At 72.0% G+C, this 14,507-nt stretch carries 13 protein-coding genes and 1 tRNA gene; 10 read left to right on the plus strand and 4 right to left on the minus strand.

The genetic code is table 11. From position 1 onward, the window contains the following. The first annotated feature begins 305 nt into the window (after positions 1-305). The 3 genes from ACZ407_RS33280 (at position 306) to ACZ407_RS33290 (ending at position 3,837) form a co-directional block, all read left to right on the plus strand. Positions 306-719 (plus strand): hypothetical protein, encoded by a 414-nt coding sequence (locus tag ACZ407_RS33280; RefSeq protein ID WP_468134958.1) that lies wholly within the window; start codon positions 306-308, stop codon positions 717-719. Between the two features lie 66 nt (positions 720-785). Continuing rightward, positions 786-3,137 (plus strand): hypothetical protein, encoded by a 2,352-nt coding sequence (locus ACZ407_RS33285; RefSeq protein ID WP_468135045.1) that lies wholly within the window; start codon positions 786-788, stop codon positions 3,135-3,137. Positions 3,138-3,375: 238 nt separating this feature from the next. Further along, positions 3,376-3,837 (plus strand): hypothetical protein, encoded by a 462-nt coding sequence (locus ACZ407_RS33290; RefSeq protein WP_468134960.1) that lies wholly within the window; start codon positions 3,376-3,378, stop codon positions 3,835-3,837. A 12-nt stretch (positions 3,838-3,849) separates the two neighbouring features. Here the strand turns inward: ACZ407_RS33290 and ACZ407_RS33295 are convergent. Further along, a tRNA-Cys gene (locus ACZ407_RS33295) sits at positions 3,850-3,922 on the minus strand. A gap of 192 nt (positions 3,923-4,114) precedes the next feature. Between ACZ407_RS33295 and ACZ407_RS33300 the strand changes: the two genes are divergently transcribed. From ACZ407_RS33300 to ACZ407_RS33325, 6 genes are all read left to right on the plus strand, one after another. Next, positions 4,115-5,647, plus strand: coding sequence for an MFS transporter (locus ACZ407_RS33300; RefSeq protein ID WP_468134962.1), 1,533 nt, complete (start codon positions 4,115-4,117; stop codon positions 5,645-5,647). Between the two features lie 32 nt (positions 5,648-5,679). Beyond that, the gene (locus ACZ407_RS33305) at positions 5,680-5,877 is read left to right on the plus strand and encodes an Arc family DNA-binding protein (protein WP_468134964.1); all 198 of its coding nucleotides are present in this window, start codon (positions 5,680-5,682) and stop codon (positions 5,875-5,877) included. Then, positions 5,877-6,245, plus strand: a complete 369-nt coding sequence (locus ACZ407_RS33310) for a type II toxin-antitoxin system death-on-curing family toxin (RefSeq protein ID WP_468134966.1) — start codon at positions 5,877-5,879, stop codon at positions 6,243-6,245. Before ACZ407_RS33305 ends, ACZ407_RS33310 begins: the two co-directional genes overlap by 1 nt. Before the next feature lie 216 nt (positions 6,246-6,461). Beyond that, positions 6,462-8,246, plus strand: coding sequence for a DEAD/DEAH box helicase (locus tag ACZ407_RS33315; RefSeq protein ID WP_468134968.1), 1,785 nt, complete (start codon positions 6,462-6,464; stop codon positions 8,244-8,246). 547 nt (positions 8,247-8,793) lie between these two features. Beyond that, entirely contained in the window at positions 8,794-9,435 is a 642-nt protein-coding gene (locus tag ACZ407_RS33320; RefSeq protein WP_468134970.1) for an IclR family transcriptional regulator, read from the plus strand. Positions 9,436-9,627: 192 nt separating this feature from the next. After that, entirely contained in the window at positions 9,628-10,425 is a 798-nt protein-coding gene (locus tag ACZ407_RS33325; RefSeq protein ID WP_468134972.1) for a S16 family serine protease, read from the plus strand. Positions 10,426-10,440: 15 nt separating this feature from the next. On the opposite strand, the gene ACZ407_RS33330 is transcribed toward ACZ407_RS33325, so the two are convergent. The 3 genes from ACZ407_RS33330 to ACZ407_RS33340 all read right to left on the minus strand — a co-directional run bounded on the left by ACZ407_RS33330 (position 10,441) and on the right by ACZ407_RS33340 (position 13,013). Beyond that, positions 10,441-11,772: an MFS transporter gene (locus ACZ407_RS33330; protein WP_468134974.1), complete on the minus strand. Its 1,332-nt coding sequence runs from the start codon at positions 11,770-11,772 to the stop codon at positions 10,441-10,443. Positions 11,773-11,786: 14 nt separating this feature from the next. Then, positions 11,787-12,383, minus strand: coding sequence for an ArsR/SmtB family transcription factor (locus ACZ407_RS33335; RefSeq protein ID WP_468134976.1), 597 nt, complete (start codon positions 12,381-12,383; stop codon positions 11,787-11,789). 153 nt (positions 12,384-12,536) lie between these two features. Beyond that, positions 12,537-13,013 carry an Lrp/AsnC family transcriptional regulator gene (locus tag ACZ407_RS33340; protein WP_468135047.1) on the minus strand — a complete coding sequence of 159 codons (477 nt, stop codon included), beginning with the start codon at positions 13,011-13,013 and terminating at the stop codon, positions 12,537-12,539. Positions 13,014-13,135: 122 nt separating this feature from the next. On the opposite strand from ACZ407_RS33340, the gene hppD reads away from it, so the two are divergent. Further along, positions 13,136-14,284 carry a 4-hydroxyphenylpyruvate dioxygenase gene (gene hppD / locus ACZ407_RS33345; protein WP_468134978.1) on the plus strand — a complete coding sequence of 383 codons (1,149 nt, stop codon included), beginning with the start codon at positions 13,136-13,138 and terminating at the stop codon, positions 14,282-14,284. Positions 14,285-14,507: the final 223 nt, after the last annotated feature.

The following is a 14,507-nucleotide window of genomic DNA, read 5'->3' on the forward strand; positions in this document are numbered from 1 at the left end:
ACGAACCCGGCGACACCACCCCCCAGGTCATGCCTTCGACAGAGGGGACACAGTCATACCGAGCCCGGAGGCCAGCGGCCCCATTGCAGGACCGCCAAAAACATAACGGGGGGCGGAGGGTGGCGTGGGGCGGGCCGCGGGGTCACTCGTGCGGGTGCCGTCGGGGAGAGGGTCGGGGGCTCGGGACCCGTGTGTGCGGCGGGTGGGGCCCGGTCAGGGCGGGACGGTTGGGCAGGGGGGCGTCGGCGCCCCCGGTAGCGTGCCCGCACCGGGCGAGGCGGTGTCGGCGGGAGGGAGAGGGACACGTGTCCTTCGAGCAGGAGTGGTCCAGCGCACGGAACGCCGCCGCGGCCCGGGGCACGGCCCCGGCAGGCGGCCGGGCCGCATCCCCCGGCGCCCCCGACCTCAGCGTCGACTCCGACGCCCTCGGCACCGTCGGCAGCGCCGCCCACGCCCTCTACCAGCGCCTCACCCGCGACGGCGACCACGCCCGCCCCGCCACCTTCGACGCGGCGATCGCCCTCTCCCACACCCACTTCCGCAGCGGTCCCGCCCTCCTCACCGTCCACGACCGGTGGAACACCCAGCTGCGCACCCTCCTCGACGCCTGCGCGAACATCTCCAACCACCTCGACCACACGGCCGCCTCCCACGCCCGCGAGGAGGCGGACATCATCGCCCGCCTCTCCACCGCGCAGATCGACACGTACCTGACCTGACCTGACCTGACGACCACGACCACGACCACGACCACGACCACGACCACGGTGACGGTGACGGTGACGATGCTGAGGTTCGCGCACGTCTACGAGCTCAAGCTCGCCGCCCTCCACGACGCCGTCACCGACTGGGGCCGCATGGCGTCCCGGCTGGAGCGGCTGGCCGCCGACAGCCGGCACGGCATGCTGGCCAAGGCGAACGCGGCCGACTGGCGCGGGGTCAACGCGGACGTCACGAAGCCGTTCATCGCGAAGGCGGCGAAGGAGTTCGACGATGCGGCCGCCGCCGCCCGCGGCATCCGCCGGCTCCTCGAACAGGGCCACGCGGCCTTCAAGACCGCCCAGGACCAGCTGAAGCGCATTGTGGAGACGGACGCGCCCGCCGCCCGGCTGGTCGTGGACACCGGCACCGGCCGGGTCCGCGCCAGGAACCCGCTGGCCGCCGTACGGACCGACGCGCGCCACGACCCCGGCTACGCGGAGCTGCTCCGCCGGGAGGCCGCGGCGGTCGCCGAACTGGAGCGCCGCATCAAGGCGATCGTCGAGACCTGCGACGACGCCGACCAGGCGCTCTCCCGGGCCCTGCGGGCCGATGTGAGCGCGGACGGACGCCAGTTCACGCGGCCGAGGTTCGACAGCCTCGACGCGGAGGAGGCCCACCGGGCGGCTGCGCTCGCCGCGAAGGGGCGCGCGCTCACGCACGCGGAGCTGATGCAGCTCAACGAGCTGCTGCACGACAACCGCGCGGCGCCCGTCTTCGCGACCGCCTTCTACACGGCGCTCGGCGCCCGCGGGGCCCTGGAGTTCTTCGGGCAGCTCGCGACGGACACGTACGACCGGTACGGGGAGCCGGATGCGCAACGGCTGGCCGACGTACGGGAACTCCAGCGCAACCTGGGCTTCACCCTGGCCACCGCGACGGACCCCGACCACCGGACGCACCTGCCGGAGTCCTTCGCGCGGGAGCTGCGGCGGCTCGGCACGGAGCGGATCCCGCTGGCGCGGTGGGACACGAACCCGCCCTTCGGGTACCAGCTGCTCGGCGGGGTCATGCGGTACGGGGAGTACGACGCGCGGTTCCTGGTGCCGATCGCGGAGCACGCGGTGCAGGTGCAGGCGCAGCAGCCGGACTTCTTCGCGCAGTCCCGGCAGGTCAACGGCTGGGCCCGCAACCTCCTGAACCCGTCCGGGCTGAACGGCTCCGGGTACGACCCGGTGAACAGCTTCCTGGAGGCGCTGGGGCACAGCCCGGAGGCGGCCGCGGAGTTCTTCGACCCGGAACGCCCGCTGCACGCGTACGCCGCCGACGGGACGGTCCGCTCCGCGGCACCGGACCTGGGCAAGGACGCGCAGGGGCGGCCGATCGCGACGTACCTGGACTACTTCACGAACGAGAAGTACGCGTCCTTCCCGGACACGGAAAGCCCGAACCCGGAGGACTGGACCGAGACCCGGCACCACATGCCGGACGCGCTGGGACACGCCCTGGAGGCGGCAACACTGGGCCACGCGTGGGACGACCCCCACCCACGGTTGCTGCGCACCGACACCGGTGCGGCCGTGATGGAGCAGGTCGTGGAGAAGTACGGGGGCGACCCCGGGCTGCTCAAGCGCCAGGAGGTCCTGGCAGACAGCCTTGGCCGGATGGGCGCGGGCTATATCGACGACATCAACTGGGCCCTGAACGACAGGGAGCCCGGCAGTCCGTTCGAGCCGTCGGACGAGCGGGGACACGCAAAGCTGGACGAGGACGGAGCCCGGAAGTTCCTCAGCGCGCTGGGACAACATCCCGACGCGTACGCCACCGTGTCCGTGGCGGAACGTGTCTACACGGCGTCCGTCATGGAGGCGCAGGTCGATTCCCACGGGCACATCAAGGAAGGCGCCGTCCGGGAGGCGGTGCGCACCGGTTCCCAGGTGCATGGACTGCTCGACCAAGCGCGCGCCGACCAGCTAACCGAAACAACGATCAAGGCTGACGAGGAGTACAACCGGGAGATGGAGAAGCGTGCGGCCTGGGTTGAATTTGGGGCGACGGCAGCGGTGGGGGCCGGAATGGCCTTCCTTCCGGTGACGGCCCCAGTCGCTGGAGCCGCCGCGATTCTCGTTCCCCTCGCCGTGGATACGGGTGGTGGAGCCATGGAACAGGTGGCTAGCCAGGTGGTCGGGAACTGGGTTTACGCGGAACAGCAGGAGCATCAAGAAGAGGTCGAAGACCGGATTCATGCCCAGCGCGAGGAGATCTTCAGGGCGGGCAGGGAGACAGCAAAAGGCCCCCTCGTAGCGTTTCGTGACACTCACCAGATCCAAGTAGTGGACGACCTTGCTCAGGATCTCAAGACGGACTGGAACACGGGCTACGCCATGGGCAGCCTGCTGCAGCAACAGCAGGGGCATTCCCCCGAGACGGATGAGTAAGAGGCTAGTCGTGCAGGGTGCTCGAGTGGGCCAATGGGTGTGCAGTGCGGTAGCTGCGGGTCTTCTTCTCCTGGGATGCGCGCAGGATGTGAAGAACTCCGGCGGCCCTCCCTCGATGCCAGCAGCTGGCAAGCTCTGTCATGGCCTTTTCGCCGGTCACACCAGGAAGGCTCTGGATGTTGCGCTCGGAGGCCGCCCCCCCACGCACTCCATCGAGAGGCAGAGCGTTCCCCAGGCAGTGCACGACCTGATCGAAGGACATTTCACAGGTTCGACCTGGCCGGACAGCTACCCGATGTGCAGCGTCTATCTCGGTGGTTCGACCAGCGATCTCGATGTCGCCGTCTCGGCGGTGGAAGGGGGACCTCCCGATGGTCCGAGCAACGAGCCCTCGACGTTCCAGTACGCCTTGGGCCGCAATGCGCTGACCAACCCGAAGCGAGCCTTCCTCTTCTTTGATTGCAATAGCAGCCGCTTGCCATCTGAATCAGGGAAGCCCGTGGTGCTACTGACGCAAGTGGAGAACACATCGTCCCCCGCCGGCGACGCCAAAGCCCTGCGCGAGGCCCACCTGATCCTCGCCCACGCGGCGTCCGTCGCTGTTGCAGCCGAACTCGGTTGCGCAGACGGCGCCGGCTTGCCGAACAAGCCCGTGCTGCGTCTCGTTTCGGGCCCCAGGCCGCGGGTTTCCGGGCACTAGGGGATAAGTGCTTGGAGGCCGTGACCGGATTCGAACCGGTGTCCCCAGCTTTGCAGGCTGGTCCCTAAACCACTCGGGCACGGCCGTGTGCTTCGACACGGATGAAGTTACGGGGGCGGTTTCCGGGCCGGAAGGGGAAAGGGGCGGCTGCAATGGGACCGCCATGTCCCGTTCACAAAGCCGCCCGGTCCTACGTCCTCCGCCCTACGGCCACCGGCCGGGGAAGATCCGCCGCACGACAGGGGCTCAGCCGCCGCACGGCCCTTACGCTGGGGCGATGACCGCCCTCAAACGCACCCCCGACGCCGAGTCCGCCGAGTCCGCAGGGTCCGCGAAGACCTCGACGGCCTCGAAGACCGCGGAGGCCGCGGAGAGCACCGCTCTCGCGGCCGCCCCCGCCGGGCCCGCCCAGGGCGGCATCCTCGGGCCCGCGCACCGCGTGCTCAGCATCGGCATCATCACCGTGGTCTTCCTCATCGCCTTCGAGGCCACCGCCATCGGCACCGCCATGCCCGTCGCCGCCCGCGAGCTCGACGGGGTCGGGCTGTACGCCTTCGCCTTCTCCGCGTACTTCACCACCAGCCTCTTCGGCATGGTGCTCGCCGGGCAGTGGTCCGACCGGCAGGGCCCGCTGCGGCCGCTCGCCGTCGGCATAGCCTGCTTCGGGGCCGGGCTGCTGCTCTCCGGGACGGCCGTTACGATGTGGCTGTTCGTGCTCGGCCGCGCGGTCCAGGGCTTCGGGGGCGGGCTCGTGATCGTCGCCCTGTACGTGGTCGTCAGCCGGGCCTACGACGAACGCCTGCGCCCCGCGATCATGGCCGCCTTCGCCGCCAGCTGGGTCGTCCCCTCCGTCGTGGGCCCGCTCGTGGCGGGCTCGGTCACCGAGCACATCGGCTGGCGCTGGGTGTTCGTCGGCATCCCCGTGCTCGTCGTGCCCCCGCTGGCCATCGCCCTGCCCGCGATCCGCCGTACCGCTTCCGGCCCCGCCGACCCGGAGGCCCCGCCGGTGCCGTTCGACCGCCGCCGGATCCGGCTCGCGCTCGGCATCGCGCTGGGGGCCGCGCTGATCCAGTACGGAGCCCAGGACCTGCGCTGGCTCTCGCTCGTGCCGATCCTCGCCGGGTTCGTGCTGCTGGTGCCCGCCGTGACCGGCGGCCGCGGCCTGATGCCGCGCGGCACCTACCGGGCCGCCCGCGGGCTGCCGTCCGTGGTGCTGCTGCGCGGGCTCGCGGGGGGTGCGTTCATCGCCGCCGAGAGCTTCATCCCGCTGATGCTGGTCACCCAGCGCGGGCTGAGCCCGACCTTCGCCGGGCTCAGCCTGGCGGGGGCCGGCGCCACCTGGGCCTTCGGCTCCTGGGTGCAGGCCCGGCCGCGGCTGGACCCGTACCGGGAGCGGATGATGGCGGGCGGGATGGTGCTGGTGGCGGCCTCCATCGCGGTCGTGCCGACCGTGCTGGTCGAGGCCGTGCCGGTGTGGGTGGTCGCGGTGGCCTGGGCGCTGGGCTGCTTCGGCATGGGCCTGGCGGTGACCTCCACGAGCGTGCTGCTGCTCAAGCTGTCCCCGCCGGAGGAGGCGGGCGCGAACTCGGCCGCCCTCCAGATCTCCGACGCCCTCGCGAACGTGGTCCTGCTGGCCGGCGGCGGCGCGGCCTTCGCCGCGCTGGGGGGCGGGGCGGTGGGGGACGGGCACGCGGTCGCCGCGGCCGGTGCCTCCCACCCGGGGGCCTTCGTCGCGGTCTTCGTCCCGATGGCCGCGGTGGCGCTGGCCGGGGCCTGGGTGTCGACCCGCGTCCTGCCCAAAGCCGCGTGACACCACGTGGTACCACGCGGTACCGTCGAGTCATGGCAGGACTCAACGTGCGATTCACCGACGAAGAACTGGACGCCTTGCGGCAGCGCGCGGAGGCAGAGGGGCGGAGCATGCAGTCCTTCGCTCACGACGCCGTCATCCGGGCGGTAAACGAGCACGCCCGTCTCTTCAACGAGGCAGCAGAGCATGTGCTGAAGGTCAGTGAGGAGCTGAACCGGAGGCTCGCCTGATGCATTACCTCACGCTTCCCGAGCTGCTGAACCTGGCCAAGCGGCTCGGGACCGAGGATGTGCGCGACTACGGCCTGCTCGAATCGGCCCTGCTGCGCCCGCAGAGCAGTGTTTTCGGGCAGGACGCCTACCCGGACGTGTGGCACAAGGCGGCCGCCCTCATGGAGTCGCTCGCTCGCAACCACGGTCTCGTCGACGGGAACAAGCGCATCGCCTGGTACGCAACCTGGGTCTTTCTGCATATGAACGGCCACCCGCTGGCAGTCGATTTCGACGTGGACGAGGCCGAGCAATTCGTGCTCGACGTGTGCCAGGGCGCGCTCGACGCGCCGAAGATCGCGACGCGGCTCCCGCTCTTCGCGGGCTGAGGGCGGGCGCCCGCCGACGTTTCCGCCGGAGTGCGGCGAAGTCGATGTGACCCTCGCCGCACCCCCCGAGGTCACGGCCCCGTCCGGCCGGAGTGGGCGGGCGGACCCCGGTAAGGTGGCCCGGTTGTCCTACGTACGACTGCCCGTGTCGCCCGGGCCGGTCCGTGCTGCCCGTACCGGTCGGCCCTGTGCGCCGAGAGACCCGAGCCGGAGACCGTGACCACTACTGCCTCCCACCACCTCTCACCCGCCTTCCCCGGCCGTGCGCCGTGGGGTACCGCCAGCAAGCTGCGAGCCTGGCAGCAGGGGGCCCTGGACAAGTACATCCAGACCCAGCCCCGGGACTTCCTCGCCGTCGCCACCCCCGGCGCCGGCAAGACCACCTTCGCGCTGACCCTCGCCTCCTGGCTGCTGCACCACCACGTCGTGCAGCAGGTGACCGTCGTCGCGCCCACCGAGCACCTGAAGAAGCAGTGGGCCGAGGCCGCCGCCCGGATAGGCATCCGGCTGGACCCGGAGTACTCGGCCGGGCCGCTGAGCCGGGAGTACCACGGGGTGGCCGTCACGTACGCCGGTGTCGGCGTGCGCCCGATGCTGCACCGCAACCGCTGCGAGCAGCGCAAGACCCTCGTGATCCTCGACGAGATCCACCACGCCGGCGACTCCAAGTCCTGGGGCGAGGCCTGTCTGGAGGCCTTCGATCCGGCCACCCGCCGGCTCGCCCTCACCGGCACCCCTTTCCGCTCCGACACGAATCCCATCCCTTTCGTCACGTACGAGGAAGGGAATGACGGAATCCGGAGATCCTCCGCCGATTACACCTACGGCTATGGGAATGCTCTCGGCGATGGGGTGGTTCGTCCGGTTATTTTTCTGTCCTACAGCGGCAATATGCGCTGGCGGACCAAAGCGGGCGACGAAATCGCCGCCCGGCTCGGCGAACCCATGACGAAGGACGCCATCTCCCAGGCCTGGCGGACCGCCCTCGACCCGCGCGGCGACTGGATGCCGAACGTGCTGCGCGCCGCCGACCAGCGGCTGACCGAGGTCCGCAAGGGCATTCCCGACGCGGGCGGCCTGGTCATCGCCTCCGACCAGGACTCGGCGCGCGCCTACGCGAAGCTGATCCGGGAGATCACCGGCACCAAGGCCACGCTGGTGCTCTCCGACGACGCCGGCGCCTCCAAGCACATCGACACCTTCAGCGGGAACCAGGACCGCTGGATGGTCGCCGTGCGCATGGTGTCCGAGGGCGTCGACGTGCCCCGGCTCGCGGTCGGCGTCTACGCCACCACGATCTCCACCCCGCTCTTCTTCGCGCAGGCCGTCGGGCGCTTCGTGCGTTCCCGCCGGCGCGGCGAGACGGCCTCGGTCTTCCTGCCCACGATCCCGTACCTCCTCGGCTTCGCGAACGAGATGGAGGTCGAGCGCGACCACGTCCTCGACAAGCCGAAGAAGCAGGGCGAGGAGGACCCGTACGCCGAATCCGAGAAGGAGATGGAGGAGGCGAACCGGCAGGAGGACGAGGACACCGGCGAGGACGAGCAGATGTCCTTCGAGGCCCTGGAGTCCGACGCCGTCTTCGACCGGGTCCTCTACGACGGCGCCGAGTTCGGCATGCAGGCGCACCCGGGGAGCGAGGAGGAGCAGGACTACCTGGGCATCCCGGGCCTGCTGGAGCCCGACCAGGTGCAGCTGCTCCTGCAGAAGCGCCAGTCCCGGCAGATCGCGCACAGCCGGCGCAAGCCCGACGCCGAGGCCGACCTGCTGGAGCTGCCCGCCGAGCGGCGGCCGGTGGTGTCCCACAAGGAGCTGCTGGAGCTGCGCAAGTCGCTGAACACGATGGTCGGCGCGTACGTCCACCAGAGCGGCAAGCCGCACGGGGTGATCCACACCGAGCTGCGCCGGGTGTGCGGCGGGCCGCCGAGCGCCGAGGCCACGGCGGGGCAGCTGCGCGAGCGCATCAAGAAGGTGCAGGAGTGGGCCACCCGGATGCGGTGACCCGGTGAGACCGTCCCCGGTGGGGAAGCGGGGCCCGTGCGGAGGAACGCACGGGCCCCGCTCGTTTCCCGCGGGGACGGGAGTACGGGGGCGGCGGGCCGGGACCGGGGGCCGGGACCGGGGGCCGGGGCCGGCTGCGGCGGGAGGTTCGTCCGGGGACCGGGTGCCGCCGCGGCTGGAGCCTCCTCCGAAACCGCCGAAAGGGATTCGCTCCCTTTCCGAACACCGTTGACCGGTGCCGCTTTCGAACACCTACACAGTAATGAACCGGTAAAGGACTCGTGGGCGGGAAAGGACCCGAGAGCTACAGACCTTGGTCCCGAAGCGGCGCAAATTGCTCGCTGGCGCCCGGATTCTGGACGAGGGCTTCCGCTCAGCGGGACCCGGTCGCTACATTCCCCGCAACGAAACGCCCCGTGGCAGCGCCGCCGCGGAGCGCAGCCGGGCATTTGGCCTTACCGGCGGCCTCTCCGTGCGTCGCCGATGGGACCGGCAGCGCTTCCCCCGTGAGAGCCCCCCGCCGCTCACCGAAAGAGGGAGAGGCGTCGTGACCGCGGAAACCTCCCAGACGCTCGACCGGGGACTGCGCGTCCTCAAACTGCTTGCCGACACCGACCACGGCCTGACCGTCACCGAGCTCTCGAACCGGCTCGGCGTCAACCGGACCGTGGTCTACCGCCTGCTGGCCACGCTGGAGCAGCACGCACTCGTCCGCCGGGACCTCGGCGGCCGGGCCCGCGTGGGCCTCGGCGTGCTGCGGCTGGGCCGGCAGGTCCACCCGCTCGTACGCGAGGCCGCGCTGCCGGCCCTGCGCTCGCTCGCCGAGGACATAGGTGCGACCGCCCACCTGACCCTCGTGGACGGCACGGAGGCCCTCGCGGTCGCCGTCGTCGAGCCGACCTGGACCGACTACCACGTGGCCTACCGGGCCGGCTTCCGGCACGCGCTGGACCGCGGGGCGGCCGGGCGGGCCATCCTGGCCGCCCGCCAGGGCTCCCTGACGGAGCCGGGCTACACGCTCACCCACGGCGAACTGGAGGCGGGCGCCAGCGGAGCCGCCGCCCCCCTCGTCGGGATCTCGGGCCTGGAGGGCAGCGTGGGCGTGGTCATGCTCGCGGACGCCGTGCCGGAGCGGGTCGGGCCGCGCGTGGTCGACGCCGCCCGCGAGGTCGCCGACGCCCTGCGCTGAGCGACCGCGCACCCGGCGCCGGACCGGCGCCGCACCGGTGCCGGACGCGGACCCGGACCGGTGCCGGACCCGCACCGCGCCCGTGTCGGACTCTCGGCCGTGCCGGTGCGGGACTCCGTGCTGCCCCGGCGCCGGACCCGCGCGGCCCGGTGCCGGACTCGTGGGCGGCACCCGGCCAGCTAGATTGGCCGGGTGCTCTCACGCCTCACACGTCTGCCCCGTCCCGCGGCCCTCGCGCTCTGCGCCGCGCCCGTGCTCGCGCTGTTCGCCGCCGCGGCCCTCGCCCCGCTGCCGTTCGCGCTGGCCCGGCCCGGTCTGACGGCGGACGTGCTCGGCGAGCGGCAGGGCAAGCCCGTCATCACCGTCACCGGCGCCCCCGTCCGCAAGACGAGCGGCCAGCTGCGCATGACCACGATCCTCGCCACCGGCCCGTCCACCGACGTGCGGCTGGGCGAGCTGGTCGACAGCTGGTTCCGCACCGACCGGGCCGTGCTGCCGAAGGAGTCGGTCTACCCCTCGGGTGAAACCGACAAGGAGATCGAGAAGCACAATCTGGCGGAAATGGCCAAGTCCCAGTCCTCCGCCGCCGAGGCCGCCCTCGCGTTCCTGCACAAGGACCCGGCGAAGGTGAAGGTGGACCTGGAGCTCGCCGACGTCGGCGGGCCGAGCGCCGGACTCCTCTTCTCCCTGGGCGTCGTGGACAAGCTCGACGGCGACGGCAGCGGCGGCGACCTCACCGGCGGCCGTACGATCGCCGGCACCGGCACGATCACCCCGGACGGGGAGGTCGGCGCGGTCGGGGGAGTGGCCCTGAAGACCCAGGCCGCCCGCCGGGACGGGGCCACCGTCTTCCTCGTACCGAAGGCGGAGTGCACCGACGCCGAGTCCGACCTGCCGGCCGGGCTGCGGCTGATCCCCGTCACGACCCTGGACGGCGCCGTCTCCGCACTGCGCGCCCTGAACAAGGGCGGCAAGGTCCCCAGCTGCTGAGAGCCCCGGCGCCGCCTAGCCCGCGGAGGAGTCGGCCGCCGCGGTACCGGCCCGCGCCCCGGCCCCCGCGACCGGCGCCCGCTTCGCCGCGGCGAGGGTGTCCATCGTGCGCCAGGCCGGGAACACCAGCGGCGCCAGGGTGGTGAGCAGGTAGCCGGCGCCGAAGACCAGCAGGGCCGCGGTCAGGCCGACCCCCTCGACCAGCAGGCCCGCCGCGAGCCCGCCCAGCGGCATGGTCAGCTCGCAGCCCGCCGTGGACACCCCGGCCACCCGGCTGCGCAGGGCCTCGGGCACCAGCTCGTAGAAGGTCACCGACAGGATCGGGTTGAGCATCCCGGCGCCGAGCCCGGACAGCGCCATGGTCACCGCCAGCGGCAGGGTGGTGTCGGTGCAGGCCGCCACCACCCAGCGGGCGGGCCCGCACACCAGGAAGGCCGCCGCGAACAGCGCCCGGCGCGGGAACCGCTCCCCGACGGCCCCGTAGAGCAGCGCCCCCAGCAGTGCGCAGCCGCCGAACAGGGCCACGAGCAGGCCGAGTTCGGCGGAGCCGCCGAGTTCCTCCCCGGCGTGCACCGGGAGCAGGACCGAGTTCCAGGCCTGGTCCATGCCGTTGGTCAGCATCACCATCACCGTGACGCCCAGCAGCAGCCGGGTGCGCAGCAGGAAGGCGTACCCCTCGCGCAGCTCGGCCCGGTACGCGGCCGGGGAGGCGGCGGCCGCACCCGGCCGGGGCTCGGCCGCGGCGATCCCGCGCACCCCGCCCGCGACCAGCGCCGCGGACACCGCGAAGGTGGCCGCGTCCACCAGCAGCACGGCCTCGGCCCCGAGCACCCCGATCAGTACGCCGGCCACCGCGGCCCCGATCATCCGTGCCCCGCGCGACACAGCGTCGTACAGGCTGGACGCCCGGGCGAGCGAGGTCCCGGCGTGCTCCGCGAGGTCCGGGAGCATCACGTTGCGCGCAGTCAGTCCCGGGGTGTGGACGAGCCCGCCGACCGCCATCAGCGCGCACAGCATCCAGAACTCCAGCAGCCCGGCGTAGTGCAGCAGCGGGATCGCACCGACCGACAGGCCGCAGACCAGGTCGGAGGCGACGGAGACCCGCCGCCGCCCGAGCCGGTCGATGACGGGTCCGCCGGCCAGTGCGGACACCACCACCGGCAGGGTCGCGCAGAAGGCGACGACCCCGGCCCGGGCCGCACTGCCCGTGGTCTGGAGCACGAACCACGGAACCCCGATGAGCGTGAGCGAACTGCCCGCTATGGAAATGGTGTTGGCGGTCAGGATGGCCGCGAACGGCCCTCGTGCGGCAGCCTCGGCGGCCGCGGTTCCCCCCTGGCGGATCACGGTGGCTGGTCCCCTCAGGCGGTCGGACGCGGGAAGGCGTGCAGGTGGAAGCGGACCGCGGCGGTGCCCTCGGGTTCGCCGGCCCGGTCCGCGGGCTCCTCGTCCTTGTAGCTGCTGATCAACTCGTGCATCTTCAGGATCAGCTCGTGGCTGCGCTCGGGGGTGAGGCGGAGGGTGAAGTCGCTCATGTCCGAGGCCCGCCGCCACTCCGGCGGCCAGGAGTGCGCGTTGCCGAGCCAGGTCGCCAGCTCCTGGGTGTGCACCGTGGCGATCTCGTGGAAGAAGAGGTCCGCGGCGCCGCGCACCTCCGGGTCCGGGTCCTCGTGGAGCCGCGGGTCGAAGCGGGTGCCCTCGTGGGCCGCCCGCCACCAGCGCTCCCGGCCCTTGCCGCGCTCCGGGGCGTCCTCGACGAACCCGTGCGCGGCGAGTTGGCGCAGGTGGTAGCTGGTGGCCCCGCTCGACTCGCCCAGGCGGGCGGCCAGTTGGGAGGCGGTGGCGGGGCCGTCGTGGCGCAGGGCGCCGAGCAGGCGGATCCGCAGCGGGTGCGCGAGCCCGCGCAGGGTGCGGGCGTCGAGGGTGCGGACGGCGGGTGTGTCCGGGGATTCGGCCATGGGGCGACCGTAGGCATGCAAAGGAGCCTTTGCAACGGGGTTTTTGCAAGGATTCCTTTGCGCGCGGCCCGTACGCGGCCCGTACGCGGCCCGTACGTGGCCCCTACGCGGCCCGTACGTGGCCGGTTCCCGGCGGCGGCGCGCGCCGCGGGGTCAGTCCTCGTGGTCCGCCGCGGCCTGCTCCACCAGCGGGATGATCCGCAGCGGCACCGGGTTCTCCATCACGATCGCGGTCGAGGCGCGCACGATGCCCTCGAAGCCGACGACCCGGTCGATCACCCGCTGGAGGTCGGCGTTGGAGCGCGCCACCAGGCGGCACAGCATGTCCCCGTGCCCGGTGGTGGTGTGCAGCTCCAGTACCTCGGGGACCGTGGCCAGGTGGGCCCGTACGTCCGAGCCCTGCCCCTGCTTGATCTCCAGGGTGGCGAAGGCGGTGACCGGATAACCCAGGGCCGCCGGGTCCACCTGCGGCCCGAAACCGCGGATCACCCCGTTGGACTGGAGCCGGTCCAGGCGGGCCTGCACCGTGCCCCGGGCCACCCCCAGGCGGCGCGAGGCCTCCAGTACGCCTATGCGCGGCTCGCGGGCGAGCAGCACGATGAGCCTGCCGTCCAGCGGGTCGATGCCCATCAGGCCTCCAGGGGTGGTCATCCTGTACAGAACTTCCCTTGATCCTCGCATTGTGCTGTACAGGTTGACCAGCGAATGAGGAAACTATTGCGCACCTTGTGGATCGGAGCGAATCTGCGTCCATGACTGAGACGCTGGATCACACCACCCCGACCACCGCGCGCGAGGCGGACCCGTTCCCGGTGAAGGGCATGGACGCGGTGGTCTTCGCGGTCGGCAATGCGAAGCAGGCCGCGCACTACTACTCCACCGCGTTCGGCATGAAGCTGGTCGCCTACTCCGGTCCCGAGCACGGCAACCGCGAGACCGCCAGCTACGTCCTGACCAACGGCTCGGCGCGCTTCGTCCTGACCTCGGTCATCAAGGCGACGACCGACCACGGCCGCTTCCTCGCCGAGCACGTCGCCGAGCACGGCGACGGCGTCTACGACCTCGCCATCGAGGTGCCGGACGCCCGCGCCGCCTACGCGTACGCCGTCGAGCAGGGCGCGCGCGGCCTGGAGGAGCCGCACGAGGTCTCCGACGAGCACGGCACCGTCGTCCTCGCCACCATCGCCACCTACGGCCAGACCCGCCACACCCTCGTGGAGCGCAAGGGCTACACCGGCGTCTACCTGCCCGGCTACGTCCCCGCCGCCCCGATCGTCGAGCCCCCGGCCAAGCGCACCTTCCAGGCGATCGACCACTGCGTCGGCAACGTCGAGCTCGGCCGCATGAACGAGTGGGTCGGCTTCTACAACAAGGTCATGGGCTTCACGAACATGAAGGAGTTCGTGGGCGACGACATCGCGACCGAGTACTCGGCCCTGATGTCGAAGGTCGTCGCGGACGGCACCCTCAAGGTGAAGTTCCCGATCAACGAGCCGGCCATCGCCAAGAAGAAGTCCCAGATCGACGAGTACCTGGAGTTCTACAACGGCGCCGGCGTCCAGCACATCGCGCTCGCCTCGAACGACATCGTCTCCACGGTCCGCACGATGCGCGCCGCGGGCGTGGAGTTCCTCACCGCCCCGGACTCCTACTACGACACCCTCGGCGAGTGGGTCGGCGACACCCGCGTGCCGGTCGAGACCCTGCGCGAGCTGAAGATCCTGGCCGACCGCGACGAGGACGGCTACCTGCTCCAGATCTTCACCAAGCCGGTCCAGGACCGCCCGACCGTCTTCTTCGAGATCATCGAGCGCCACGGCTCGATGGGCTTCGGCAAGGGCAACTTCAAGGCCCTCTTCGAGGCGATCGAGCGCGAGCAGGAGAAGCGCGGCAACCTCTGACCCGCTTCGCCGGCCCCCTTCGGCCGGCCTCCTCGGCCCCCGTCGGTACGCACGACCGGCCCCGCCCCGCGGGAACGCGGAGCGGGGCCCGTGTCGCGCCCGGCCCCGGGCCGTCCACGCACCGCCCCCGCCCGGCCGGACCTCCGGAGCCGTCCGGCCGGACGGGGGCCTCGCCCCGCAGCGGTGCGGCCGCGGCCCCGCTCCGGGCCGCCCCGCCGCCACG

This window comes from Streptomyces sp. NPDC030809 (assembly GCF_055572195.1).